The 26,487-nt window shown below is 36.5% G+C and carries 23 protein-coding genes and 1 pseudogene; all 24 read right to left on the bottom strand.

What is annotated here, in order from left to right; all coding sequences use genetic code 11:
* Positions 1 to 40: 40 nt before the first annotated feature.
* The 24 genes and pseudogenes from GJE18_RS04595 to trmFO all read right to left on the bottom strand — a co-directional run bounded on the left by GJE18_RS04595 (position 41) and on the right by trmFO (position 26,476).
* Positions 41 to 1,012: a bifunctional riboflavin kinase/FAD synthetase gene (locus GJE18_RS04595; protein ID WP_060550919.1), complete on the bottom strand. Its 972-nt coding sequence runs from the start codon at positions 1,010 to 1,012 to the stop codon at positions 41 to 43.
* A 14-nt stretch (positions 1,013 to 1,026) separates the two neighbouring features.
* Positions 1,027 to 1,944, bottom strand: a complete 918-nt coding sequence (gene truB / locus GJE18_RS04590) for a tRNA pseudouridine(55) synthase TruB (RefSeq protein WP_103346171.1) — start codon at positions 1,942 to 1,944, stop codon at positions 1,027 to 1,029.
* 73 nt (positions 1,945 to 2,017) lie between these two features.
* Entirely contained in the window at positions 2,018 to 2,362 is a 345-nt protein-coding gene (rbfA, locus tag GJE18_RS04585; RefSeq protein ID WP_037564645.1) for a 30S ribosome-binding factor RbfA, read from the bottom strand.
* A gap of 97 nt (positions 2,363 to 2,459) precedes the next feature.
* Positions 2,460 to 2,843, bottom strand: coding sequence for a VOC family protein (locus GJE18_RS04580; protein ID WP_060550917.1), 384 nt, complete (start codon positions 2,841 to 2,843; stop codon positions 2,460 to 2,462).
* Between the two features lie 197 nt (positions 2,844 to 3,040).
* Positions 3,041 to 5,173, bottom strand: coding sequence for a translation initiation factor IF-2 (infB, locus tag GJE18_RS04575; protein ID WP_060550916.1), 2,133 nt, complete (start codon positions 5,171 to 5,173; stop codon positions 3,041 to 3,043).
* A gap of 16 nt (positions 5,174 to 5,189) precedes the next feature.
* A complete protein-coding gene (locus GJE18_RS04570; protein WP_060550915.1) occupies positions 5,190 to 5,492 on the bottom strand; it encodes a YlxQ family RNA-binding protein in 303 nt (100 codons plus the stop codon).
* On the bottom strand, positions 5,489 to 5,776 hold the full coding sequence (gene rnpM / locus GJE18_RS04565; protein ID WP_037564655.1) for an RNase P modulator RnpM: 288 nt from the start codon (positions 5,774 to 5,776) through the stop codon (positions 5,489 to 5,491). Before rnpM ends, GJE18_RS04570 begins: the two co-directional genes overlap by 4 nt.
* A 157-nt stretch (positions 5,777 to 5,933) precedes the next feature.
* A pseudogene (gene nusA, locus GJE18_RS04560) lies at positions 5,934 to 6,966 on the bottom strand (transcription termination factor NusA); the annotation flags it as partial.
* 19 nt (positions 6,967 to 6,985) lie between these two features.
* Positions 6,986 to 7,453, bottom strand: coding sequence for a ribosome maturation factor RimP (gene rimP, locus GJE18_RS04555; RefSeq protein WP_060550914.1), 468 nt, complete (start codon positions 7,451 to 7,453; stop codon positions 6,986 to 6,988).
* Positions 7,454 to 7,580: 127 nt separating this feature from the next.
* Positions 7,581 to 11,891 (bottom strand): PolC-type DNA polymerase III, encoded by a 4,311-nt coding sequence (locus GJE18_RS04550; RefSeq protein WP_060550913.1) that lies wholly within the window; start codon positions 11,889 to 11,891, stop codon positions 7,581 to 7,583.
* 198 nt (positions 11,892 to 12,089) lie between these two features.
* Positions 12,090 to 13,796 (bottom strand): proline--tRNA ligase, encoded by a 1,707-nt coding sequence (locus GJE18_RS04545; protein WP_107368342.1) that lies wholly within the window; start codon positions 13,794 to 13,796, stop codon positions 12,090 to 12,092.
* Between the two features lie 28 nt (positions 13,797 to 13,824).
* Complete coding sequence (rseP, locus tag GJE18_RS04540) at positions 13,825 to 15,105, bottom strand: RIP metalloprotease RseP (protein WP_165886089.1); 1,281 nt, start codon at positions 15,103 to 15,105, stop codon at positions 13,825 to 13,827.
* A 6-nt stretch (positions 15,106 to 15,111) separates the two neighbouring features.
* Positions 15,112 to 16,242: a 1-deoxy-D-xylulose-5-phosphate reductoisomerase gene (locus GJE18_RS04535; RefSeq protein WP_060550910.1), complete on the bottom strand. Its 1,131-nt coding sequence runs from the start codon at positions 16,240 to 16,242 to the stop codon at positions 15,112 to 15,114.
* A gap of 15 nt (positions 16,243 to 16,257) precedes the next feature.
* Complete coding sequence (locus tag GJE18_RS04530) at positions 16,258 to 17,037, bottom strand: phosphatidate cytidylyltransferase (protein ID WP_085622311.1); 780 nt, start codon at positions 17,035 to 17,037, stop codon at positions 16,258 to 16,260.
* 13 nt (positions 17,038 to 17,050) lie between these two features.
* Complete coding sequence (locus GJE18_RS04525) at positions 17,051 to 17,812, bottom strand: undecaprenyl pyrophosphate synthase (protein WP_037564674.1); 762 nt, start codon at positions 17,810 to 17,812, stop codon at positions 17,051 to 17,053.
* Between the two features lie 149 nt (positions 17,813 to 17,961).
* Positions 17,962 to 18,516, bottom strand: coding sequence for a ribosome recycling factor (gene frr / locus GJE18_RS04520; RefSeq protein ID WP_037564677.1), 555 nt, complete (start codon positions 18,514 to 18,516; stop codon positions 17,962 to 17,964).
* 18 nt (positions 18,517 to 18,534) lie between these two features.
* A complete protein-coding gene (pyrH, locus tag GJE18_RS04515; RefSeq protein ID WP_037564679.1) occupies positions 18,535 to 19,257 on the bottom strand; it encodes a UMP kinase in 723 nt (240 codons plus the stop codon).
* Positions 19,258 to 19,410: 153 nt separating this feature from the next.
* Complete coding sequence (gene tsf, locus GJE18_RS04510; protein WP_171509145.1) at positions 19,411 to 20,292, bottom strand: translation elongation factor Ts; 882 nt, start codon at positions 20,290 to 20,292, stop codon at positions 19,411 to 19,413.
* 170 nt (positions 20,293 to 20,462) lie between these two features.
* Positions 20,463 to 21,239 (bottom strand): 30S ribosomal protein S2, encoded by a 777-nt coding sequence (gene rpsB / locus GJE18_RS04505; protein WP_037564683.1) that lies wholly within the window; start codon positions 21,237 to 21,239, stop codon positions 20,463 to 20,465.
* Positions 21,240 to 21,400: 161 nt separating this feature from the next.
* On the bottom strand, positions 21,401 to 22,174 hold the full coding sequence (codY, locus tag GJE18_RS04500) for a GTP-sensing pleiotropic transcriptional regulator CodY (RefSeq protein WP_060550908.1): 774 nt from the start codon (positions 22,172 to 22,174) through the stop codon (positions 21,401 to 21,403).
* Between the two features lie 14 nt (positions 22,175 to 22,188).
* On the bottom strand, positions 22,189 to 23,598 hold the full coding sequence (hslU, locus tag GJE18_RS04495; RefSeq protein WP_165886088.1) for an ATP-dependent protease ATPase subunit HslU: 1,410 nt from the start codon (positions 23,596 to 23,598) through the stop codon (positions 22,189 to 22,191).
* 16 nt (positions 23,599 to 23,614) lie between these two features.
* Positions 23,615 to 24,157, bottom strand: a complete 543-nt coding sequence (hslV, locus tag GJE18_RS04490) for an ATP-dependent protease subunit HslV (RefSeq protein ID WP_060550906.1) — start codon at positions 24,155 to 24,157, stop codon at positions 23,615 to 23,617.
* A gap of 3 nt (positions 24,158 to 24,160) precedes the next feature.
* Positions 24,161 to 25,051 carry a tyrosine recombinase XerC gene (gene xerC, locus GJE18_RS04485; protein ID WP_060550905.1) on the bottom strand — a complete coding sequence of 297 codons (891 nt, stop codon included), beginning with the start codon at positions 25,049 to 25,051 and terminating at the stop codon, positions 24,161 to 24,163.
* 120 nt (positions 25,052 to 25,171) lie between these two features.
* Positions 25,172 to 26,476, bottom strand: coding sequence for an FADH(2)-oxidizing methylenetetrahydrofolate--tRNA-(uracil(54)-C(5))-methyltransferase TrmFO (gene trmFO / locus GJE18_RS04480; RefSeq protein WP_105995826.1), 1,305 nt, complete (start codon positions 26,474 to 26,476; stop codon positions 25,172 to 25,174).
* Positions 26,477 to 26,487: the final 11 nt, after the last annotated feature.

The raw sequence follows: 26,487 nt of genomic DNA, 5'->3' as shown, positions 1-26,487 counted from the left end.
ACCTACCAAGACTAAGGTCGTAAGTCTTTACTTACAGACCTTATATATTATAAGGTACATCATCACCAAAATCAACAGATAATAAATATTTTGCACGTGCTTTATCTTGATTCATTTGTGCTACAAGCGGATCGATGCCATCAAATTTCAATTCAGGACGCAAATAATGATGCCAATAAAGTATCACACGTTCACCATAAATATTTTCATCAAAATCAAATATATTGACTTCGATTACCACTTGAGGCAAATCATCATGGAACGTCGGTTTCACTCCTACATTGCAGACACCTCTATAAATCTTATCACTGGAACCAATCTTCATACTCACTGCATAAACGCCTTTGGTAGGTAATAAGTAATCATCGCTAGGTTGTATATTAGCTGTTGGAAAACCAATTGTACGTCCACGTTTCTCTCCTTGAACGACAGTTCCTTTAATTTGATAGCGGTATCCTAATTGTTCATTGGCTTTTAGCAAATCACCTTTTTTTAAAGCCTCACGTATCGCAGTCGTAGAAATCTTTTCATTATCAATATCCTGTTTACCCACAGTGATACATTCAAATAAATCTCGATATTCTTGTAACATTGCCATATTACCTTTACCATACTTACCAAAAGTAAAATCAAAGCCAGCAACAATCACTTGTGCTCTATTTTTCAATAAATAATCTTTTACAAAAGCTTCTGAAGATACTTCTGCAAAACGTGAAGAAAAATTAACAACTAAGCAATAATCAATATCATATTGACGTAAAAGATTAAGTTTATCATCTAAAGGGGTTAAATATGTTGTGCGCTTTTGTTTAGGATTTAAAACCACAGAAGGATGTGGGTCGAATGTCATAACTGCTTTTTTTAAATGACGCGCTTTAGCCACCTCATCCAATTTATTCATTAATGCTTGATGTCCACGATGAAGGCCATCAAAAAATCCTAATGCAATTGCAATATCGTCTTGAATATATTGCTCAGGTTGAATGGGATGCGTAATTTCTATAACTTCCATATACCTATGCTCCTTTAGTTAAACACCTTTTTCGGTTTAATTTCAGCGTGATTCGACGGATGTAGTTCATATATCGCTAACACATCATTTGTCGATTCATCAACGAAGACAATTTGTGAATCATGTGGAAAATTAAATAAATGCCTTTTAAATTTTTGGCCATTAAGTATCCGTGATTTCAAATCTTCTTGTGAAACGTTTACAATCGGCAAAGCTTTTAAACCATATAGCATCGGCAATAACGCATCTGATAATGTACCATCTTCATGCATTTCAGCTATACGGTCTAGTGATAAAGCTTGATCAATATGGAAACCACCACTATCTGTCCGAGTTAAGCGAGACATATGCGCTGGATAATTTAAACACTTACCGATATCCGTGGCAAGCGTTCGAATATACGTTCCTTTACCACATGCCACTTCTATATTAAATGTAGCACATTCTTCTTTAAAAGTGACATCATTCAATCGTTTTATATACTGAATGTGAACCTTTCTGGATGGACGATCAACCGTTTGTCCTTGTCGCGCATACTCATATAGCTTTTTCCCATTTACTTTCACTGATGAATACATCGGAGGTACTTGTGTTATCTCACCGACAAATTTTTCTAAAATATGATCGATTTGATTGTTTGTCAAAGCGTGGTGCGCTACAGCACGTTGCGCAATTATCTCTCCAGTTTGATCCTCAGTCGACGTCGCACTACCTAAAGTCACTTCAGCGATATAAGTTTTCCCCATATCCATGACATAATCGCTTACTTTTGTTGCCTGACCGATACAAATTGGAAGTACACCATCTACTTCAGGATCAAGTGTCCCTGTATGGCCAACTTTTTTGGTCTTTAATATTTTTCGTAATTTAAATACAACATCATGACTCGTTAAACCTCTAGGCTTATATACTGGTAATATACCGTGATACATCGCATTCACCTCACTCATAAAAAAACTAGGATACGGTCGACGTCAAATCCGTAACGTATCCTAGTATGACACTTTAATCTTTTTTGTGTAAATCTTGAATTAATTGTTCAATTCGATTACCGTATTCAATGGATTCATCATATTCAAATTGCAACTCCGGGACGATACGTAGGCGCATACGTTGACCAATTTCAGATTTAATAAATCCTTTTGCTTTTTCTAACCCTTTAAACGTATCTTCGCGCTCTTTATCGCTACCAAGCACCGTACAATACACTTTGGCTAATGACAAATCATTCGTAGGTTGTACATCTGTAATCGTTAAAAATCCTACGCGTGGATCTTTTAATTTATTATTAATGATGTCCATTAATTCTTTTTTCATTTGTTCGCCAACACGTTCAGCTCTCATATTCATATTTTTCACCTCTTTTTGTATCACGTTCGATGTCTTTCCTTATTTTCGTATTATAAAGGACTTTGAAAAGTTCCGTCAATGAGCAATCCTCTCTTACTCAATCTTTAAAAACAAGGACATTGAAAAAATGTTGATCGATATCTTGAAATACACATCCCAGAAACCCATCACGCTCATGTTTCGGTTGAACAAGTGTTCCACCAGCTTCAGTGATACGAATGATTAAATTATCTAAATCTTTTTCACTAGTTACGGAAAGCGAGATTAATACATCTTGACCGGTCACTTCTTGTTGTAAATAAGAACGAAAAGTAGGGTGTTCGACAAACATAATAGGAGAGGACGCACCTACTTTTATACCAAACATATGGCCCACCTGTTCAGGTCTTTGCATGATTTCAAAACCTATAGCTTTGTAAAATGCCATACTTTTCTTTAAATCTTTGACAGCTAAATTGAACCACATATTTGTCACTAACATCATTGCACCTCTCGATTGAAATTGAAAGTCAATTTTGTAATATTTCTTTTCAAATATTCAGTTTATACTATCATATTTATCAGCATTATACCCTATATCACTCTGCTTAAGTCCTTGGATTACAACGTTAAATAAGGGGACGGACATCCAGTGTATTCCGTCCCCTTATTCAAAACTAAAACATGTAGATTTTAATTTTATCGCTCAACTTCAACCATTACGTATGCTTCAATAATATCGCCTTCTTTAATATCATTGAATTTTTCAATCGTAATACCACATTCATATCCTTGTGCGACTTCTTTAGCATCATCTTTGAAACGTTTTAACGTGTCTAATTCACCTTCGAATAAGACGACACCATCACGGATAATACGCACGCCAGAATCACGTGTGATTTTACCATCTGTAACATAACTACCTGCGATTGTACCTACTTTTGATACTTTAAATGTTTGACGTACTTCAGCTTGTCCAATGACTTTTTCTTCATATTCAGGGTCAAGCATACCTTTCATCGCAGATTCAATTTCTTCAATTACATTGTAAATCACGCGATGTAAACGCATGTCGACATTTTCAGCTTCAGCCGCACGTTTCGCACCTGCATCAGGACGTACATTAAAACCAATAATGATACCGTTAGAAGCGTTCGCTAAAGTAACGTCTGATTCATTAATTGCACCTGTTGCCGTATGGATAATACGTACATTGACACCTTCAACATCGATTTTCATTAATGATGCTGCAAGCGCTTCGACAGAACCTTGCACGTCACCTTTAATGATCACATTTAAATCTTTCATTTCACCTTGTTTCATTTGTTCAAACAAGTTATCTAATGATACATTTTTACTTTCTTGACGTTGTTGTAAAATGCTTTGCTGTTCACGCGCTTCACCAATACGACGCGCTTTCTTCTCATCTTTAAAGACAACGAAGCGATCACCTGCTTGTGGCACATCATTTAAACCAGTAATTTCAACAGGAGTAGATGGACCAGCAACTTTTATACGCTTACCAAGATCGTTCACCATAGCACGCACTTTACCGTGTGTGTTTCCTACAACAATCGCATCACCCACATGAAGTGTTCCGTTTTGAACGAGTAATGATGCTGCTGGGCCACGTGATTTATCTAACTCTGCTTCAATTACAGTACCCACCGCTGCTTTATCAGCATTGGCTTTTAATTCTTGAACTTCAGCTACAAGTCCAATCATTTCTAGTAAGTCATCGATACCTTCGCCACTTAATGCTGATAGTGGTACGAAAATCGTGTCGCCACCCCAGTCTTCAGGAATGAGGTTGTATTCTGTTAACTCTTGCATCACACGGTCTGGGTTTGCTGTAGGTTTATCAATTTTGTTTACAGCAACAATAATTGGCACTTCTGCCTCTTTTGCATGGTTAATGGCTTCAATCGTTTGTGGCATCACACCATCGTCAGCTGCGACAACTAAAATCGTGATATCTGTCACTTGTGCTCCACGTGCACGCATTGTCGTAAATGCGGCGTGACCTGGTGTGTCAAGGAAAGTGATTTTCTTATCATTGTTTTCAATTTGATAAGCACCGATATGTTGTGTAATACCGCCTGCTTCTCCTTCAGTTACACGTGTATTTCGAATAGAGTCAAGGAGTGTTGTTTTACCATGGTCAACGTGACCCATAATTGTAACGACAGCTGGTCGTTCAGATGCATCAGCATCATTTTCCACATCTTCAAAATAAATCGTTAAGTCATTATCATCTATGACGACTTCTTCTTCTAATTCAACACCATAGTCAGAAGCAACTAGCTCTAACGCTTCAATATCAAGTGATTGGTTGATATTTGCCATGATACCTAATAAGAATAGTTTCTTAATAATTTCTGATGAATCAACACCTAATTTATCTGCTAATTCACCAACTGTGATACCTTCAGTATACGTAATTTTAGATGGCATTTCCTTTGGTTCTGGTGTAGGTGCTGCTTGTTTTTGTTTTTGATTACGGTTTTGCTTATTATTTTTATTATTACGCTTATTATTCTTATTATGTTTGGCATTACCGTTATTTTTAGAAGGATTGTGTTGCTTTTTATGATTTTGCTTCGGTTGTTCTTTCTTTTGACCACCTTGTGGTGTCTGATTTTTTTTAGATGATGACTGCTCTTTAGATGTGTTGTCTTTTTTAAATGCTTTGTCTAATGTTTTCACATGATCATTTTCTAATGTTTGCATGTGGTTGGATACTTCTACGCCAGACTTTTTTAATTCGTCAATGACATCTTTACTTTTTATATTTAATGATTTGGCATATTCATAGATTCTTTGTTTACTCATTGAACCACTCCTTACTTTATTCATCGATCATAGAAATTAATTTCTTTGCGAAACCCTGATCGGTGATGCCGATATTGACACGTGCTTCTTTACCTACCGCTTCACCCAATGCATAACGGTCACTTATAATACGGTAGGGTATTTGATAGCTTTGACATTTATTCGTTAATGTTTTAATTGTATTTTTTGATGCGTCGCTTGCAATAATTACAAGATATAAACGCTGCTTCTTGATCTCTGTAAGAATGACGCTTTCGCCACTTTTCACCTTACCCGCACGCATTGCGAGTCCTAAAAAATTTAATAATGATTGATTCATTTTGTAGGAATCTCTTCTCGGTATATTAAACGAATAATTTCTTTATACACGGGTGCTAATTCCTCTTGAGATGCTTTAAAAAATTGTTCTAATTTCTGAGACGCTTGTGCTTTTTCAACAAGTTCAACATCTTTCGATACGTAAGCACCACGACCTTGTTTTTTTCCTGTTGCATCTGCAGAAATTTCGCCTTCTTTATTTTGAACCACGCGAATCATATCTTTTTTAGGTTTCATTTCATTGGATAAAATACATTTACGCATAGGAATTTTACGTTTCTTCAAGAAAACCCCTCCTATTCGTTTTCAAGTTGACTTTCTGATGGAGTTTCTGGCACTTCATCAATCTTGATTACTTGTTCATCGTCTAAATCTTTTTCATCAGTACTTGCAGTATCTTCTTGAGATTTAGAAAGGTATTTATCTTCAAGCTGTAAATCTTTCGCATCAGATTCAGATTTAATGTCTATTTTCCATCCAGTCAATTTTGCAGCTAAACGCGCGTTTTGACCACGCTTACCAATAGCTAACGAAAGTTGATAATCAGGAACAATTACAGTCGTTGATTGGTTTTCTTCATCAACGATAACATCCACAACTTGTGATGGACTTAAAGCATTGCTCACAAACACTTTTGGATCGTCACTCCATTGAACGATATCAATTTTCTCGCCACCGAGTTCTTCAACTACCGCTTCGACACGTGCACCTTTAGCCCCTACGCATGCGCCTACAGCATCAATGTCTGGGTTATCTGAATGCACACTGATTTTAGAGCGATCGCCCGCTTCACGTGCAACTGATTTCACTTCTACAGTTCCTTCAAAAATTTCAGGGACTTCTTGTTCAAACAAGCGTTTAAGTAATCCAGGATGACTACGTGACACATAAATTTGTGGGCCTTTTGTCGTTTGTTCCACTTTATTAACGAACACTTTAATGCGTTCATTTGGTACATAAGATTCATTTGGACTACGTTCTGCTTCAGATAAAACAGCTTCTGTACGTCCTAAATTCACATATACATAACGGTGATCCACACGATCGATGACACCTGTCATAATGTCTTCTTCTTTATCAATAAACTCTTCATAAAGAATTTCACGTTCTGCATCACGTAAACGTTGCATCACTGCTTGTTTTGCAGCTTGTGCACCCACACGACCGAAGTCTTTAGGTGTCACGTCTTCCTCATAAATGTCCCCTACTTCATAAGCTGGGTTTTTGACTAAAGCTGTTGAAAGATCAACTTCTTCTCTATCATCAAACACTTCTTCTACAACTTCTTTTCGGGAAATGACACGGAACGTACCGCTGTCTAAATTTAATTCAACACGCACATTACGCGCACTATCATAATTTTTTTTGTAAGCAGTAATTAAGGCTGCTTCAATGGCATCTACTAAAACCTCTCTAGGAATCTTTTTTTCCTTTTCAAGATACTCAGTAGCTAATAATAATTCATTACTTTTCACACATACTTCCTCCTAACATCTATAACATCACTGCATGTCGTGCTTTTGCGATTTTGTCACGTGGTATTGTGATATCTTTAGATTTCGCTTTCACTTTAACTTCAATTGTGATATCAGTATCTGACACTTGTTTTAAAATACCTAACCATTCTTTTTCGCCTTCAATAGGTGCATATAAAGATACAAAAACAGGTTTAGACACTGCGTTTTGAAAATCTTTTTCCTTTTTAATCGGGCGTTCGGCACCTGGTGATGCAACGTCTAGAAAATAAGCTTCTGAAATAGGATCATGTTCATCCATCACTTCACTAATTTTTTCAGATGCGATTGTACAGTCGTTCAAATCGACACCGCCTGGCTTATCAATTGAAATGCGTAAATAATGGTCACGACCTTCTTTCGCAAATTCAACATCCACTAAGTCATAATTTAATGCTTCAAGGACAGGTTGGATTAATGTTTCAACTTGCTCTGTAACTTTACTCATACGAGCCCCCTTATCAGCGGTACACAAACAGAAAAGAGCGGGTGATACCCACTCTTTCTCCTTGAGTCCAAATTTATAAGCATAATTATTATAGCATAATCACGTGATTCCTACAAATGTCTTCATTTTACATATCGAAAATAGACAATTGCGCTTTGTCAGGCATGTTCGGTAAAGACCCTAAATCATCGAGATATTCGATGACTTTTTGCGATACACCTGCTTTTTTATTCAAATCTTCTTTTGATAAAAATGGTCCATCTTCACGTGCTTCTACAATCCGTTTCGCAACATTTTCCCCTAGTCCCGGAACTGCAACAAACGGTGGTATTAATGTATCATTTTCTATTATAAATTCGTATGCTTTACTTTTTTCCAAACTTACAGGTTGCATGCGGAACCCTCGTTGGGCCATTTCGTTTGCAATTTCTAGGACTGTTAATACATCTTTTTCTTTTTTACCTAAATCCATATATTTCGCATACATATCCTTAACGGTATTTCGAATACTATCTTTGTCTTTGACCATCGTTAATAAATCAAAATCTGATGCACGTACTGTAAAGTAACTTGCGTAATAATAAAGCGGATGATGCACTTTAAAATAAGCAATACGGACAGCCATTAATACATAGGCTGCGGCGTGCGCTTTCGGGAACATGTATTTAATTTTTTTACATGAATCTAAATACCACTCTGGCACTCCGTTGTCCATCATCACTTGTTCCCATTCTTCACTTAACCCTTTACCTTTACGCACAGATTCCATAATTTTGAAGGCAAGTGAAGGTTCTAAGCCGGCATACATTAAATACACCATAATATCATCACGACAACCGATACAGCTGGATAATGTACATGTACCACTACGCACAAGTTCTTGGGCATTACCAAGCCATACATCTGTGCCGTGAGAAAGGCCTGAGATTTGTACAAGTTCTGAGAATGTTGTTGGCTTCGTATCTTCTAACATTTGACGCACAAAACCTGTACCAAATTCGGGCACACCGTACGTTCCAGTTTTTGCTAAAATTTGTTCCTCTGTCACACCGAGTGCCTCAGGGGAACTAAAGATTCCCATTGTTTCTTTATCATCTACAGGAATCGTTTTAGGATCGATGCCAGACAGGTCTTGTAACATACGAATCATTGTTGGGTCATCGTGTCCCAGTATATCAAGTTTCAATACATTATCATGAATCGAATGGAAGTCAAAGTGTGTCGTCATCCATGAAGCACCTTGGTCATCAGCAGGATATTGTATCGGTGTAAAATCATAAATATCCATATAATCTGGAACTACAATGATACCGCCCGGGTGTTGACCCGTTGTACGTTTTACGCCAGTACATCCTTTCACTAACCGATCCACTTCAGCACCACGTTTATGAATGCCTTGATCATTTAAATAGCCCTTCACAAATCCAAATGCCGTTTTCTCTGCTACTGTACCTATTGTCCCTGCGCGGAAGACTTTATCTTCACCAAATAAAACTTTCGTATAATTGTGCGCGTGTGGCTGATACTCACCACTAAAGTTCAAGTCAATATCTGGAACTTTATCCCCCTTAAATCCAAGGAACGTTTCAAACGGAATGTCTTGGCCTTCTTTAATCATTTCAGCACCACAGTCGCATGTTTTATCTGGCAAGTCAAAACCTGAACCAACCGAACCATCATCAAAGAACTCACTTTTCTTACATTTTGGACAAATATAATGTGGCGGTAATGGATTAACTTCAGTTATTTCTGTCATGGTCGCAACAAAACTAGAGCCTACAGACCCTCGAGATCCTACTAAGTAACCATCATCTAAAGATTTTTTTACGAGGCGTTGCGATATGAGATAAATAACCGCAAATCCATTACCTATAATACTTTCTAATTCTTTTTCTAAACGATCGATAACGATTTGAGGTAAATCTTCACCGTATAATGCTTTAGCGTTATTATAACTTAATTCGCGTATTTCTTCATTGGCACCGTCCATATTAGGTGTGAAGAGTTTATCTTTAATTGGGACCACTTTTTCAATACGGTCAGCAAGTGCACGCGTATTTTCTACCACAATTTGTTTCGCACGGTCTGCACCTAAGAAGTGAAATGCATCTAACATTTCATCTGTCGTTCTAAAATGCGCTTCTGGTAACGTGGTACGATTCAATGGATTCCCGGGTTGTGATGCAATCAATATTTGTCGTGCAATACCATCATGTTCATGTAAGTAATGCACATTTCCTGTAGCAATTACTGGAATTTGATTGGTTTCACCAACTTTTAATATACGTTCATATATTTCTTCTAACGTTTCATGGTCTCTAATTAATTCTCGATCTAATAAATCTTGATACAACGCTGGTGGTTGAATTTCAATATAATCATAATATTTCGCAATACGTTCCACTTCTGATTGATCACGCTGCATCACTGCAGTAAATACTTCACCTTCATCACAAGCTGTCCCCACAAGTAACCCTTCACGATATTCATCTAATAATGAGCGCGGTATTCTAGGGGTACGATAATAATATGTGACGAGTGATTCACTTACAATTTTAAAAAGGTTTTTTAGGCCTGTTTGATTTTGAACGATTAATGTCACATGCTGAGGACGTGCGCGTTTATAGGCATCTTCATTAGATAGACATTGATTAATATCTTTATGATTATGCACATTTTTTTCTTTTAGCTGTGCAAGCATTTTAATAAAAATATATGCTGTTGCTTCTGTATCATAAATCGCTCTATGGTGTTGGGTGAGTTCAACACCATATTTTTTAGCAAGAAAGTTCAAGCCATGCTTACCATAACTCGTATTAATAGTTCTTGAAAGTTCAAGTGTATCGATGACCCCATTCGTCGATGGGCCAAACCCAAGACGTTCATAGCCCGTATCGATAAAGCCCATATCAAATGATGCGTTATGCGCAACAAAAATAGCATCGCCCACCCATGTTTTGAATTCTGTCAAAACCTCTTCAATCTCAGGTGCATCTTTTAACATATCATCTGTAATGTGGGTTAAGTTCTTTATCGTCTCTGTTAACTTTTCATGCGGATTACTAAAACGCTCGAATTTATCGATAATTTCACCGTTTTTCACTTTCACTGCAGCGAGCTCTATGATTTTATCGTACTGATTTGAAAGTCCTGTTGTTTCAACGTCAAACACCACATACGTTGCATCTTTAAGTTCGACATCTGTAGGTTTATAGGCAATTGGGACGCCATCATCAACGAGCATACCTTCCATACCATAAATCATTTTAATACCATGTTTTTCAGCAGCCGCGTGTGCATCAGGATAGGCTTGTACCACATTATGATCAGTAACAGCGATCGCTTCATGGCCCCATTTTGCTGCTTGAGCGACATAGTCACCGATATGAGTCACACCATCCATTTGACTCATTGACGTATGTAAATGAAATTCCACACGTTTTTCATCAGCTTTATCTAACTTTGGTGCACGTTTCACTTCTTCAACATCTGACATCATCATGACAAGATCACGAATAAACATGTCTTCTTCGATACGGCCTTGCGCACGAATCCATTTCCCTTCTGATAATGCTTTAAAATGTTCTAAGTCATCTTTATTTTTACGCGTAAACATTTTCAAAACAAGTGAATCCGTATAATCCGTTACTTTAAGTTCAACAATATGACGCCCACTTTTAAGCTCTTTGATATTGATGTCAAAAATGACACCTTCAATTGCCACTTTAAATTCTTCTTCAATAATCGACTCAATAGGTCTAATCGCTTCAACTTGAATGGTTTTACCGATTTTACACTTATCAACGGTAATACCCGCTTCTTCTTGTTTGGCACGTGCTTCTTTCATTTTCTCTATTTTAGACGTAGCTTCACGTGCACTTTGTACATCTTCTTGTTGAATATGAGCTTCTAATGATGCCAAGTCATCATCATGGCCACTGTCATCTGTTTCAAATATCACTTTTGAAACATCAAAACCACAATCTTTTAATGCAGCGAGTAAACTGCCATTACACGCTTTATCAAAATGATTGCGCTCCACGTCATTTTGAACAAGCACCTTTACAATTGACCCTGACATAACCATTTTCTTTTGTTTTAATTGGCCCTTTACCTTAGGCGATAATTTCGTCTTTTCAATACAACTTGAAAAATATTTAAGCAAATGCTCATCTTGTTGCGCCGTGTCTTTAATTTGAAAGCGTGCATGTATCGATGCAATATCTTGAAACGCATCTGATAAAGCATGCATAAAAATCATATAATCTTCGTACTTCAAAAAATACGGTAATACAATATGAAACGTCCAAGACCGATTTTTTTCAGAGACATCAACACGAGTCAACTCACCTTGCTCAACAATCTGTTCATCTAACTGTGTTTTTAAATTTAATTGTTGAAGCAGTATTTTAAATTTTTCATGATTCTGTAATGCCACGATATATAAACCACCTTATGTACGATGAATGCATGTACGTTTTATTCAATATTTCATAAAAGAAAGTGAGACGTAAAACCAACTATTCCTCTGATTTTAGCGTCTCACTTTGCTATTAGTAACGTGTATTCAAATCAATGTCATGCACATTCATTTGAATTAATCCACTACCATTATATCAAATTTTAAATCAATCTGTTATTGAATTTGTTCATAAAGTTTTGTGATATGTGACGCTAAATCGTCAATATGAATATCTTCTTTTTCTCCATTATCACGGCGTTTAACTTCTACTATACCGTCACTCGCATTTTTACCTACCACAACGCGAATTGGTAAACCAATCAAATCAGCGTCGTTAAATTTAACACCTGCACGTTCTTGACGATCATCATATAAGACATTGTAAGTTTTATTTAATGTGCTATAAAGCGCATCCGCCAGTTCACGTTGGTCATCTTTTTTAGGGTTCACTGAAATCACGTGAATATCGTATGGTGTAACAGCTTTTGGCCAAATAACTCCATTTTCATCATGGTGTTGTTCAATAATAGCACTCAATGTACGTGAAACACCAATACCGTAACATCCCATCGTAAGTGTTTGTTCACGACCTTGATTGTTTAGTACCGTGGCATCCATCGTCTCAGAATACTTTGTACCTAGTACAAACACTTGACCTACTTCGATACCTTCAGCAAATTGTGCAGTGCCTGAGCCATCACTCAAAGGTTCACCTTCTAAAATAAATCTGAAGTCACCATACGCCTCTACTTGAAAATCACGCCCTACATTCGCATTGATATAGTGATAACCATCTTCATTTGCCCCAACAACTAAATTTGAAAGATCTTGAATATAGTTATCTGCATAGATTTTAATTGATTTATCAGTAATTGGTCCTAAAGAACCTGGTGTTGCACCCAATAAATTACGGATGTCATGTTCATCAGCAAGCTCTACTTGATCTGTTTTGAAGAAATCTTTTAATTTCACATCATTAATTTCGTGATGACCGCGCACCAATACAAGCACAAATTCCCCATCAACTTTGAAAATCATAGATTTCGTAATTTCATCAAGTGGTTTATTTAAAAATGATGCCAATTCTTTCACTGTTTTCACATTCGGTGTTGCAATTTTTTCAAGTGTTGCTTCTGGCGCTTTTGGCACTTCTGAAGGGATATATGGTACTTCAGCTTTTTCAATATTTGCTGCATAGTCACTCTCATTACTATATACAATGGTATCTTCGCCAATCGCGCTCAGTGCGTGAAATTCATGCGTATGATTACCACCAATGGCACCCGAATCTGCAACCACTGGACGCACATTTAAGCCTACGCGTTTAAAAATGCGTCCATACGCATCATACATATCTTGATATGTTTTCATGAGTGATGCTTCGTCAGTATGGAAGGAATACGCATCTTTCATAATAAACTCACGACCGCGTAACAAACCAAATCTTGGACGCTTCTCATCACGGAATTTCGTTTGAATTTGGAACAATGTTAAAGGAAGTTGTTTATATGAACGTAATTCATCTCTCACTAAAGATGTAATCACTTCTTCGTGTGTTGGTCCTAACGCGAATTCGCGTTCATTTCGATCTTTTAATCGCATGAGTTCAGGACCATACGCTTCCCAACGCCCTGATTCTTTCCATAACTCTGATTGTTGTAACACGGGCATCACTACTTCAACAGCGTCAATTTTCTCCATTTCTTCCCGAATGATTTCAGAAATATTTTGAAGCACACGTGTTGCAAGCGGTAAATAACTATATATACCTGCTGCATTTTGTTTGATAAGTCCCGCCTTTAACAGCAATTGATGACTGACTGCTTCAGCTTCAGCTGGAACTTCTCGTAAAGTAGGTATAAAAACTTTTGATTGCTTCATCCTTTAATGTTCCTCCTTTAATGTCTGTTTATAAGAAATAACGTTGAATATCATTCCATGTCACTAATATCATGATGATGACAACAAAAATCGCACCTGTCGCAATGATCACTGTTTCTGCTTTTTTATTTGCAGGTTTTCTAAAAATCGCTTCGTAAGCAACAAATAAAATACGTCCACCATCAAGTGCCGGAATTGGTAATAAGTTCATGATTCCTAAGTTAACACTTAAAATTGCTGTGAAATTAATTAAGTTAATAATGCCAGTTTTAACAACAGTATCAACATTTTTATATATGCCAACTGGACCATTCAACATATCAAAACTAAAATGCCCCGTAAATATACTACCTATTAAACCGACTACTGCAGTAAATACAATTTTTCCATATTCAACTGTTTGTGTTAAGCCAAATATGAGGGGTTCAATTGGGCTCACTTCTTTTGTAGGTAAAAACCCTAATTGATATTTAGTTACACTTTTCGTTTTGGAAACATTTTGCATAAACTTTTTAGGGGAAAATGTTTCTGTATGCACTTTACCGTCTCGTTCAAACTTCAACGTGGTCTTGTCGCCATTTGTTGCTTTCATTTCCTTTTGAATGTCTCGGAGATTATGTGTGGCATGACCGTTTATTTCAGTAATCACATCTCCCTTTTTCAATCCAATTTGAGCTGCAGGTGTTTTAGGTGCAACTTGGTCTACTTTGTTTGTTGGTGCCCCTTGCCAATATGCTAAGCCAATTAGTAACACGGCTGCTAAAATAAAATTAAAAAGAGGTCCTGCAAATAATGTTAAAAACTTTTGATACGGTTTTTTATAGGCAAATTGACGCTCTCTTGGCGCAATTTGAATAAGACTACCATTTTGAACGAAAAAAGCTTTTTTGGCAATTGGATAATGATGACGTGTTTGGTCATGCGCCATGATGCCTTCAATATATAAATCTTGATTAAAGTCTGCTTTTTTAACTTCTATCGCTTCCATTTGTTGGAATTTATGTTGATCATCTAAAATAATATGAGTGATTTCATTTTGATCGTTTAATTTGATTTTAACGTGCATGCCTGGCTGTACAGGTGCTTCTTCCATACCGTCACCTGCCATACGTACATAACCACCTACAGGTAACAGACGAATCGTATATAATGTTTCATCTTTTCGGAAACTTAAAATTTTCGGCCCCATTCCAATTGCAAATTCCGGACACATAATACCCGCACGTTTTGCAAAAAGCATATGACCATATTCATGCACAGATACTAGTAATCCGAATACACAGATAAATGCAATGATGGTAATAAACACAGATTTCTACACCTCGTATTCTTTATTTTTGTAATGCGCATCAAGCGCTAATATTTGATCAAGTGTTGGGTGCTGTATGACCTCATGTCGATCCATTTCTCTTTTAATCATACGTTCGATATCTAAAAAGCGAATTTCTTTATTTAAAAATTTAGCTACAGCGACTTCATTCACTGCATTTAAAACAACAGGCATTGTGCCACCAATTTTGATTGCATCATAAGCGTATTGTAAGCAACGGTAACGTTCAAAATCCATAGCTTTAAAATGTAATTGTGCAACCTCTGCCAAATTTAAAGAAGGTGCTTGATGTTCTATACGTTTTGGATAAGTAAACGCATATTGAATCGGCATGCGCATGTCAGGTGTACCTAATTGCGCCATCACACTTGTATCTACAAATTCTACCATAGAATGAATAATACTTTCTTTGTGTAAAATGGTTTCGATTTTAGAAATGTCTAAATCAAAGAGCCATTTTGCTTCGATCACTTCAAAACCTTTATTCATCATCGTCGCAGAATCGATTGTAATTTTATGTCCCATACTCCAATTTGGATGATTTAAGGCATCTTCTACAGTCACATGCTCTAACGCTTCACGTGATAAATCTCGAAATGAACCGCCACTAGCAGTGATTGTCACCTTTTTGATTTGTTTCATATCTTCACCATTTAAACATTGAAAAATGGCCGCATGTTCAGAATCTACAGGTAAGATATTCACATTGTATTGTCGTGCATGTGCCATAACCAGTTCACCTGCAACAACAAGTGTCTCTTTATTCGCAAGTGCAATATCTTTTCCAGCTTTAATCGCGCGTATAGTAGGTTCTAGTCCCACACTTCCAAGTAAGGCGTTAAGAACGAGATCATTTTTTTCATATGTCGCAACAGAAATCAAACCTTCTTTTCCTGAAACAATGTTGACATCGTACTCTGAAAAAGCATCAATATCTTCAATATTTTGTACCGAAATCATTTCGGGTTGATGTTTTTCGATAATTTTTTTTGCATAGTCAATATTTTTACCAACTGTAAACGCAATGAGATTAAATTCATTTGGATGACGTTCAATGACATCAATGGCCTGTGTTCCGATAGAACCCGAAGCCCCTAACACTGCTATATTTTTCATCGTTTTCACTTCACCTTACATTTGAATTAAGAAAAGATACATTAAAGGTAATACAAACATAAAACTATCGAATCGATCTAGAATACCACCGTGACCTGGTAATAAACGACCTGAGTCTTTCACACCAAAATGACGTTTAAACCCAGATTCGACAAGGTCTCCTAATTGACCAAACGCACTTAATACGATGGTCATGATTAATACCCAAATCATACCGTAATCGAAAGGCACAAAAAACATGAAAGCTAATGGAACGAGTAAACTACATAATAGTCCACCGATAAAGCCTTCGATTGTTTTATTTGGACTAATGACTGGCCATAATTTGTGTTTTCCGAATGAGCGGCCAAAAAGATATGCACCCGTGTCCGTTAACCATACGATAAGTAAACCGAATAAAATATAATGTAAGCCTGCTTCACGCGTTTCATAAAAATACATAAAACCGATACCCACGTATGCCACTGACATTAAACAAAATGCTGAGTCCATAAAACTAAATCTATTTTTTGACATCACGGTATAGCTTAATAAAATAAAACTTAAAGCGATCAGTGATTTTTGTTGCACAATTGGAACCCATGAAAAGTCTTGTGGTAGTAAAATTAAAATTAAACCGATTGCACTAATCAATCCTGGAACTGAAAATAATTGAATACGGTTCATATTCAATAATTCTTTTAATGCTATTAAAGCAAGAATTGATGTAAAAAGCATCCATGTCGTTCCACCAATTAATAAAATTGGCAAAAATACGATTAACGCAACTATGGTAGTAATCGTTCTTACCTTCATAATCTTCTCCTATCTACAATCCCCCAAAACGTCGTTGTCGAGATTGATATGTTTTTATGCATGATTTTAATTCATCTTCATCAAAATCTGGCCACATTTTTTGATTAAAAATAAATTCACTATATGACAATTGCCAAATTAAAAAGTTACTAATACGTTGTTCTCCTGACGTGCGAATTAATAACTCTGGATCGGGATAATCAGACGTCATTAAATACTTTTGAAAAACATTTTCATCTAAATGGTCAACGTCAATATCACTACCATTTTTTAAGTCTTTAATTAATGATTTCATTCCAGAAATAATTTCAGCACGTCCACCGTAATTGATAGCAAAGATTAACGTCAATCCAGTATTCTGTGCCGTTTTACGTTTCGCTTCTTCAATTGCTTGAATCGTTTTTTGAGGAAGCTGTTCTATAAAGCCAATCGTTTCTACCTTAACATTTTTTTCAATTAGCTCAGGTAAAAACGTATTTAAAAAGTTAACAGGTAATCCCATGATGTAGTTGACTTCTTCCTCTGGACGTGACCAATTTTCAGTTGAAAAAGCATACAGTGTTAAGTATTTTACATTTAAATCATTTGCCGCACGTGTAATCGTTTTAATCGTTTGCATACCTTGATAGTGCCCTTTAATTCTAGGCATTCTTCGTTGTTTCGCCCAACGTCCATTACCGTCCATGATGATTGCAATGTGTTCTGGTATATTATGTAAATCTAAAGTGTCGACTTGAGATGTTTTATCTTCAATATTTTTAAATTTCTTAAACATGCGTGTTCCTCCGAGCCTCATTACGTCTCATATTATTATAATCTTTAAAATGTACAATTATCTACCATTTTATCACACTCAAATCACTCATTGAATGACAAAGAAAAAAACTGTACCAAAGTCTGATTCGGTACAGTTTCACAAATGATTTAGACAGACATAATATCTTTTTCTTTATCTGTAACAAGTTGATCGATTTGTTTTATAGAATCGTCTGTTACTTTTTGAACATCATCTGAACCTGAACGTAATTCATCTTCAGTGATATCGCCGTCTTTTTCTTGTTTTTTCAATGTATCATTTGCATCACGACGAATATTACGTACAGAAACTTTCGCATTTTCACCAGTCTTTTTAACTTCTTTAACAATTTCTTTACGACGTTCTTCAGTTAATGCTGGTACCGTAATACGAATGACTTCACCATCGCTTGTCGGTGTTACACCTAAATTTGCAGCGTAAATTGCTTTTTCGATATCAGCTAACGATGATTTGTCATATGGAGAGATTACAAGTAAACGTGCTTCAGGAACGTTGATACTTGCGAGTTGTTGCACAGGTGTTGGCGCACCGTAGTAGTTCACGTTAACACCTGCTAATAAATTAGAATTTGCACGCCCTGCATTAATTTGAGCAAGTTCACGTGATAAATTTTCGATTGATTTTTTCATACGTGATTTCGTATCTTGGATAATTTCACTCATCAGAAAGTCACCTCTAGATTATTTTGTAATAATTGTACCGATTTCTTCACCTAAAACAGCACGTTTAATGTTTCCTTCTTCCATAATTGAGAACACATTAAGCGGAATATTGTTATCCATACAGAATGAAGAGGCTGTTGAATCCATTACTTGTAAGCCTTCTTGCAATAATTGTAAATATGTTAAGCGTTCATATTTAACCGCATTTGGGTCTACTTTTGGGTCTGCAGAGTATACACCGTCTACATTATTTTTACCCATCAAAATGACATCTGCTTCTACTTCAGCTGCTCTCAATGCAGCAGTTGTGTCTGTTGAGAAATAAGGATTACCAATTCCTGCTGCAAAAATGACGACACGTTTTTTCTCTAAATGTCTAATGGCACGTCGACGAATATAAGGTTCTGCAACTTGTTTCATTTCAATTGACGTTAACACACGTGTATCACAATCTAATTGTTCTAAGCTATCTTGTAATGCCAATGCATTCATTACTGTTGCAAGCATCCCCATATAGTCAGCAGTTCCGCGATCCATTCCTAAATCACTACCTGTTTTACCGCGCCAAATATTGCCACCACCAACAATGACAGCGACTTCTGTATCCATTTTCGCTACTTCTGCCACTTGTTGTGCAATACTTTTAATAATGATTGGATTAATACCAAATCCTTTATCTCCTGCCAGTGCTTCACCACTTAGTTTCAAAACTACTCGCTTATATTTTGAAGTTTCAGCCATTATAATAACCTCTCTATTCGTTTTATGTAAAACAATACAAGTAAAGAAGACACAAGACGTATCTTCCTTTAACACGGCTTCAATATGCTTTTATTGAAGTCATGCAAAGGAGGACACAAAAGGTGTCTTCTTTCTCATAATAAACCGTGTCTATTATTTCATTTGTCCTTTAACTTCATCAGCGAAGTTTTCTTCACGTTTTTCTAAACCTTCACCCACTTCGTAACGTACGAAGTCTACTAATTGACCACCTTTTGATTTAAGGAATTGTTCAACAGTTTGATCTGGATTTTTAACGAAGTCTTGGTTAACTGCACAAATTTCTTGTAAATATTTACGTAAACGTCCTTCAACCATTTTCTCAACGATGTTTTCTGGTTTACCTTCGTTAAGTGCTTGTTGTTTTAATACTTCTCTTTCGTGGTTGATTTCTTCTTCACTTACTTGGTCAGAAGAAACGTATTTGGGATTAATTGCAGCGATGTGCATTGCAACATCTTTAGCTGCTTCTTCGTCAGTTGTACCTTCAACAACTGAAAGTACACCAATACGTCCACCCATGTGTAAATATGCACCGAATGCATCATTGTCAGTTTTTGTACGTAATTCAAAACGACGTAAGCTTAATTTTTCACCGATTGTTGAAATCGCTTCGTTCATATGTTCAGAAACTTTTTTACCATTTGGAAGTGTTGTTTCATTTAAAGCTTCAACAGATTCAGCTTTCGTTTCAAGAATTTGGTTAGCAATTTCTTTAACCAGTTGTTGGAAACCTTCATTACGTGCAACGAAGTCTGTTTCAGAGTTGATTTCTACGATAACTGCGTCGTTACCTTTCACTTCAACATGTGTAATACCTTCTGCTGCGATACGGTCTGCTTTCTTAGCTGCTTTAGCAATACCTTTTTCACGTAAGTAGTCAATTGCTTTATCAATGTTCCCATCAGTTTCTTGAAGCGCTTTTTTACAATCCATCATACCAGCGCCAGTTTTTTCACGTAATTCTTTAACAAGTTTAGCTGAAATTGCCATCACTATTCCTCCAATATCATGTCTTATTATATTTTAAAAAAAGGGGCTGGGACATATTGTTGTCCTAGTCCCTTAAAATGCTTGTATACTTAAAATTGCGTTGTCGATGTAAGAGTTATATCGATTCCGCCTGGTCAAGAAAACTATCTTTAGACCTCATTTTAAGATTCTATTTATTTAGACTCAACAGTTGATTCTGTTTCTTCAGTTGACGTTTCTTCTTCATTTAAGTCGATGTTTTGCTCTGCAGCAACTTCATCATTAGAAACACCTTGTTGACCTTCTAAAATCGCATCAGCCATTTTACCAGTTAATAATTTAACCGCGCGAATCGCATCGTCGTTCGCTGGGATAACGTAATCGATTTCATCTGGATCACAGTTAGTGTCAACAATACCTACGATAGGAATGTTTAATTTACGTGCTTCAGCAATTGCGTTGCGCTCTTTACGAGGGTCTACAACGAATAATGCTTGAGGCATAGATTTCATATCACGAATACCGCCTAAGAATTTGATTAAACGGTCATATTCTTTTTTAAGTTCTACAACTTCTTTTTTAGGAAGTACGTCAAAAGTACCGTCTTCTTCCATTTTTTCAATTTCAGAAATACGTTTTACACGTTTAGAAATTGTTTTGTAGTTTGTTAAGATACCACCTAACCATCTTTGGTTAACGTAGTAGTGACCTGCACGTTCTGCTTCAGCTTTTACTGATTCTTGTGCTTGTTTTTTAGTACCAACGAATAAGACTTTACCGCCTTCTTCAGATACTTGTTTGATGAAGCTGTATGCTTCTTCAACTTTTTTCACTGTTTTTTGTAAGTCAATGATATAAATACCATTTCTTTCAGTGAAGATGTACTTTTTCATTTTTGGGTTCCAACGGCGTGTTTGATGACCGAAGTGAACACCAGCTTCAAGTAATTGTTTCATAGAAATTACTGCCATGATTAAAATTCCTCCTATTGGTTATTATCCTCCACATGCGCTAATACAAAAACGACGTGATGTCGCACCCTTTTGTATATTGGCGTCACGTGTGTGTTTTGACTTTCTCATAGCCGCATATAAATATATCACAAAGTGATATTAGATGCAACTAGTATTTATTACTCTGAACGTTTCAATTCGTCTAAAAATGCTGCTTTTTTAACTTTGATAAATGTACCTTTCATACCTAATGAACGTGATTCAATGACACCGGCACTTTCCAGTTTTCGTAAAGCATTCACAATGACTGAACGCGTAATACCGACACGATCTGCCACTTTGGATGCAATAAGCAGACCTTCCTTACCACCAAGTTCTTCAAAAATATGATCAATTGCTTCTTTTTCTGAATACGATAACGAATTGATAGCCATTGAAATCGCTGCTTTATCACGCGCTTCTGTTTCGATTTCATTATGTTTTTCACGTAAGATTTCCATTCCAATAACTGTAGCTGCATATTCACCTAAAACAAGGTCATTTTCACCAAAATCGTCCGAAACACGACCAAGTACTAAAGTACCTAAGCGTTCTCCACCACCAATGATTGGGAAAATCGTTGTACGAGAATCTTTAAAAAGTTCTTCATTTTCAGGTGGGAAAACTGAAAGTTCATTGTCGATTGTAATATTTGAAGATGTTTCATGTACGTTCATTAATTTACTTGTATATGCCTCTGGCACGTGACGCTCTTCTAACATTTTTATAATGCGCTCATTTTTGAGCAATTCATTTAAATTTGAACCTAAAATCTTACCTCGTCGTGAAACGATAAATACGTTCGTTATAGTTACTTTACTGATTGTTTGTGCAACATCTTTAAAATCAACTGAAATCCCTTTATGTTTTTGTAATAAACTACTTAGTTCTCTCGTTTTAGATAATAAACCCATGTCTCTTCTCCTTTTTATAAAATGAATTCACTTAAATCTTTGTTTGTAGAAATTGATTTTAACTTTTCGTCTACGTACTGAGGTGTAATATCTACATGTGCGTGTGGCATATTTGGTGCTTCAAATGATAAATCTTCTAACATTTTCTCTAAAATTGTGTGTAATCGTCTAGCACCAATATTATCAGTTTCTTGGTTCACGTGATAAGCCATTTCAGCTAAACGATGAATCGCTTCGTCTGTGAAATTAACAGTGACTTCTTCCGTTTGAAGCAACATTTCATATTGTTTAATTAATGAAAGTTTTGGTTCTTTTAAAATATTGACAAAATCTTCAACTGTTAAACTTTGAAGTTCTACGCGAATTGGAAATCTTCCTTGAAGTTCTGGAATCAAATCACTTGGCTTAGATACATGAAAGGCGCCTGCACCTATAAATAACATATGTTCCGTACTAACGGTACCATATTTCGTACGAATCACGCTACCTTCAAGGATAGGAAGGATATCTCGTTGTACACCTTGTCTTGAAACGTCTTGCCCACCGCTATACTGACTATTTGTCGCAACTTTATCAATTTCATCGATAAAGATAATCCCCATTTGTTCAGCCAATTGTAATGCCTCTTGGTTTGCTGTTTCATGATCAATCATCTCTTCAGCGTACTCATCGATTAAAATTTTACGTGCGGTTTTTACAGGAACTTCTTTTTCAACTTTTTTCTTAGGCATCAGTTGGTTCATCATTTCTTGCATTTGCTCATTTTGTTGATTCCCCATCATACCTAATGCACCAGGATCTTGTTCAACTTTAATACGTACTTTTTCATTCTCAAGTTGTCCATTTTTAAGTTGCACTTTAATATCTGAACGCTTTATTTTAATTTCTTCTGTAGGTGGCTCTTCTTCCTCTTCTTGAGGTTGACCAAAATTTGGAATCGCGCCTCCAAACAAAGATTCAAGTGGATTACTAGACGATTGAGATGCTTTTTTCTTTCTACTAGGCACCAACAATTTCACTAAACGTTCATTAGCTTTTGCGGTTGCTTCGTCTTTAACTGCGTTTTTCTTTTCTTCTTTAACGAGTCGGACTGCAACATCTACAAGATCTCTTACCATGCTTTCCACATCGCGCCCCACATAGCCGACTTCGGTAAATTTAGTCGCCTCTACTTTAATAAATGGTGCGCCGACAATTTTAGCCATGCGGCGTGCAATTTCGGTTTTACCAACACCCGTTGGTCCCATCATTAATATATTTTTAGGAGCGATTTCTTGTTTGACCTCATCTTCTAAGAGACTTCTACGATAACGGTTTCTAAGCGCAATCGCTACTTTCTTTTTCGCTTCATCTTGTCCAATAATATACTCATTTAATTTTGCTACAATTTCTTTAGGGGTATATTTAATGGCATTTTGATCCATATGGTTTGAACCTCCGTTATAATTCTTCCACTGTAATGTGATCGTTTGTAAATACGCAAATATCAGCAGCTACTTTAAGACTCTCGTATGCCATTTCACGAGCTGATAAATGTGTTGCATGGCGTTTTAAAGCACGTCCTGCGCTCAAGGCATAATTTCCGCCGGAACCAATAGCAATCAAATCATCGTCTGGTGCAATAACCTCACCAGTTCCGCTAACAACTAAGATGGAATCTTTGTCCATGACTATTAACATCGCTTCTAACTGACGTAGTTGTTTATCCCCACGCCATTCTTTTGCAAGTTCTACTGCTGCACGTTCTAAGTTCCCACTATATTGTTGCAGTTTACCTTCAAACTTTTCAAACAATGTGAATGCATCTGCAACACTTCCTGCAAAACCAGCAATAACACGACCTTGATATAAACGTCTAACTTTTTTCGCGGTCTGTTTCATAATCACTTGTTCACCAAGTGTTACTTGACCATCACCCGCCATTGCTGCATTGCCATTATGTCTTACAGCGTAAATTGTTGTCGCATGAATTGAAGAACTCATAAACTACTCTCCTTTTTTAGCACGTGGATGTGCATTTAAATAAACATTTCTCAAACGTTGATTGGATACATGTGTATAACGGCTCGTTGTTGATAAATTAACGTGTCCCAATAAACTTTGAACCGTTCTTAAATCTGCGCCAGCATCAAGCATATGCGTCGCAAAGGTATGCCTCAACTTATGTGGATGTATTGACGATACTCCGGCCGTTTTTTTGACGATTTCATTCAATATAAACCTGATGCCTCTTGCAGTAATCGGTTCTCCTTTTAAATTCACAATTAATTTACCATGAGTTTGACCTTGAACAGGTTGAAAGTGCTCAAGGTAGTCTTCAATACTTTGTCTACAAAACTCACCGAAAGGAACTATGCGCTCTTTGCTTCCTTTCCCCATTACTTTCAATACACACATCGATACATCAACATCAGAAATATTTAAATCAACTAATTCAGAAACACGTATTCCCGTGGCATATAAAAGCTCGAGAATGACGCGATCACGTCTCCCTTTTTTCGGATCTTCCTCAACAGTTTTAAATAAAGCTTCCATTTCTTCTGTGTAAAAAAATGAAGGTAAGTACGTCTCTTTTTTTGGATGTACAAGTTGCACAAATGGATTTGTTATTGTGGCATCTTGTGCTAACCAAAAATTATAAAATGTACGTAACGTTGAAATTTTCCTTGAAACAGTTGTGCGCTGTAACCCTTGATTGTATAACATCGCAAGATAATTTCGTGCATCACGATACTCAAATTCACGTAATGAAAGTCCTTCTTGCTGTAAAAACTGATTAAATTGTTTTAAATCATCCTCATAAGCTTTAAGCGTGTGTTCAGAAAAAAATCGTTCGCGCTTTAACATATATAAAAACTGATACTGGATATGTTCCAAAGTAAAAACCCCTCCATCATTAGCATTGTAGCATAATGACAAGGGGAACTGCATAAATAAAACATTAAATTGTCGTAGTTATCTAAATTTTGCTTATTTTGCCAATTTATTATTTTGTTTTTATAACGTATGTTTAAAGTTATCCAAATACGATAAGGCGCGATTTGCTAATGTTTCATAGCGTTCTTTTTTATCTTTTATGCGTGTATCAAGCGCCGGTACTAATCCAAAGTTAGCATTCATTGGCTGAAAATTTTTGTTGTTACTAGCATGAGAAATATAATACGCCATACTACCAATCATTGTTTCTCTAGGGAATGTGACATCCCCTTTATCAAGAAGACGATGCGCTAAATTAATCCCTGCAACCATGCCGCTAGCTGCACTTTCAACATAGCCTTCAACACCTGTCATTTGTCCAGCAAAAAATAAATTCCGTCTATTTTTAAATTCATACGTATCTGTCAACACTTCTGGAGAATTAATGAACGTATTACGATGCATCACACCATAACGAACAATATCGACATTTTCTAGGCCAGGTATTAATTGAATCACTTCTTTTTGCGCACCCCATTTAAGTCGTGTCTGAAAGCCTACAATATTATACAACGTGCCCGCCGCATCATCTTGTCTTAATTGAACAACTGCATAAGGGCGTTTACCTGTTTTAGGATCTTCTAGGCCCACTGGTTTCATAGGTCCAAATAATAATGTTTTTGGTCCTCTACTTGCCATGACTTCAAAAGGCATGCAACCTTCAAAATATTTTTCTTTCTCGAAGTCTTTACTAGGTGCAACTTCTGCAGCTAATGCTGCTTCATAAAAGCGATTGAACTCTTCTTCCGTCATTGGACAATTTAAATAGGCCGCTTCACCTTTATCATATCTTGATTTTAAGTAGACTTTATCCATGTCGATAGAATCTTTTTCAATAATCGGTGCTGCAGCATCGTAAAAGTACAATTGATCTTCTCCAGTTAACGCAACAATTTCTTTTGCAAGTGGTTCGGTCGTTAAAGGGCCGGTTGCAATAATTGTAGGACCATCTGGAATAGAAGTAATTTCTTCATTTTTTACTGTGACATTAGGATGTTGCTTCAACGTCTCAGTAACATATCCTGCAAAATCGTGACGATCAACTGCTAACGCACCTCCAGCAGGTACACGCGCATTATCTGCAGCCGCAATAATTAACGAATTTAAACGTCGCATTTCTTCCTTTAATACACCTACTGCATTCGTTAAAGCATTCCCTCTCAAAGAATTTGAACATACAAGTTCTGCAAATTTATCTGTGTGATGCGCTGGTGTTTGTTTAATAGGGCGCATTTCATATAAATTCACTTGAATGCCTCGTTCAGCTAATTGAAAAGCAGCTTCTGAACCAGCTAATCCTGCTCCGATGACATTAACTGTCGTCATACGATTTCCTC

It is taken from the genome of Staphylococcus agnetis (assembly GCF_011466855.1).
GTDB lineage: Bacteria > Bacillota > Bacilli > Staphylococcales > Staphylococcaceae > Staphylococcus > Staphylococcus agnetis.
Note: the sequence above shows the minus strand (reverse complement) of the source record. Positions and strands in the feature narration are given on the sequence as shown.

What these genes read in the sequence shown, in the direction of transcription:
- GJE18_RS04570 (WP_060550915.1), bottom strand. Translation starts at nt 5,492, where the DNA reads ATGAATCAATCATTATTAAATTTTTTAGGACTCGCAATGCGTGCGGGT.
- infB (WP_060550916.1), bottom strand. Translation starts at nt 5,173, where the DNA reads ATGAGTAAACAAAGAATCTATGAATATGCCAAATCATTAAATATAAAA.
- frr (WP_037564677.1), bottom strand. Translation starts at nt 18,516, where the DNA reads ATGAGTGAAATTATCCAAGATACGAAATCACGTATGAAAAAATCAATC.
- rimP (WP_060550914.1), bottom strand. Translation starts at nt 7,453, where the DNA reads ATGAGTAAAGTTACAGAGCAAGTTGAAACATTAATCCAACCTGTCCTT.
- trmFO (WP_105995826.1), bottom strand. Translation starts at nt 26,476, where the DNA reads ATGACGACAGTTAATGTCATCGGAGCAGGATTAGCTGGTTCAGAAGCT.
- hslU (WP_165886088.1), bottom strand. Translation starts at nt 23,598, where the DNA reads ATGGATCAAAATGCCATTAAATATACCCCTAAAGAAATTGTAGCAAAA.
- hslV (WP_060550906.1), bottom strand. Translation starts at nt 24,157, where the DNA reads ATGAGTTCTTCAATTCATGCGACAACAATTTACGCTGTAAGACATAAT.
- GJE18_RS04535 (WP_060550910.1), bottom strand. Translation starts at nt 16,242, where the DNA reads ATGAAAAATATAGCAGTGTTAGGGGCTTCGGGTTCTATCGGAACACAG.
- rbfA (WP_037564645.1), bottom strand. Translation starts at nt 2,362, where the DNA reads ATGAATATGAGAGCTGAACGTGTTGGCGAACAAATGAAAAAAGAATTA.
- rpsB (WP_037564683.1), bottom strand. Translation starts at nt 21,239, where the DNA reads ATGGCAGTAATTTCTATGAAACAATTACTTGAAGCTGGTGTTCACTTC.
- GJE18_RS04580 (WP_060550917.1), bottom strand. Translation starts at nt 2,843, where the DNA reads ATGTTAGTGACAAATATGTGGTTCAATTTAGCTGTCAAAGATTTAAAG.
- GJE18_RS04545 (WP_107368342.1), bottom strand. Translation starts at nt 13,796, where the DNA reads ATGAAGCAATCAAAAGTTTTTATACCTACTTTACGAGAAGTTCCAGCT.
- GJE18_RS04525 (WP_037564674.1), bottom strand. Translation starts at nt 17,812, where the DNA reads ATGTTTAAGAAATTTAAAAATATTGAAGATAAAACATCTCAAGTCGAC.
- truB (WP_103346171.1), bottom strand. Translation starts at nt 1,944, where the DNA reads ATGTATCACGGTATATTACCAGTATATAAGCCTAGAGGTTTAACGAGT.
- GJE18_RS04530 (WP_085622311.1), bottom strand. Translation starts at nt 17,037, where the DNA reads ATGAAGGTAAGAACGATTACTACCATAGTTGCGTTAATCGTATTTTTG.
- GJE18_RS04595 (WP_060550919.1), bottom strand. Translation starts at nt 1,012, where the DNA reads ATGGAAGTTATAGAAATTACGCATCCCATTCAACCTGAGCAATATATT.
- pyrH (WP_037564679.1), bottom strand. Translation starts at nt 19,257, where the DNA reads ATGGCTGAAACTTCAAAATATAAGCGAGTAGTTTTGAAACTAAGTGGT.
- codY (WP_060550908.1), bottom strand. Translation starts at nt 22,174, where the DNA reads ATGGGTTTATTATCTAAAACGAGAGAACTAAGTAGTTTATTACAAAAA.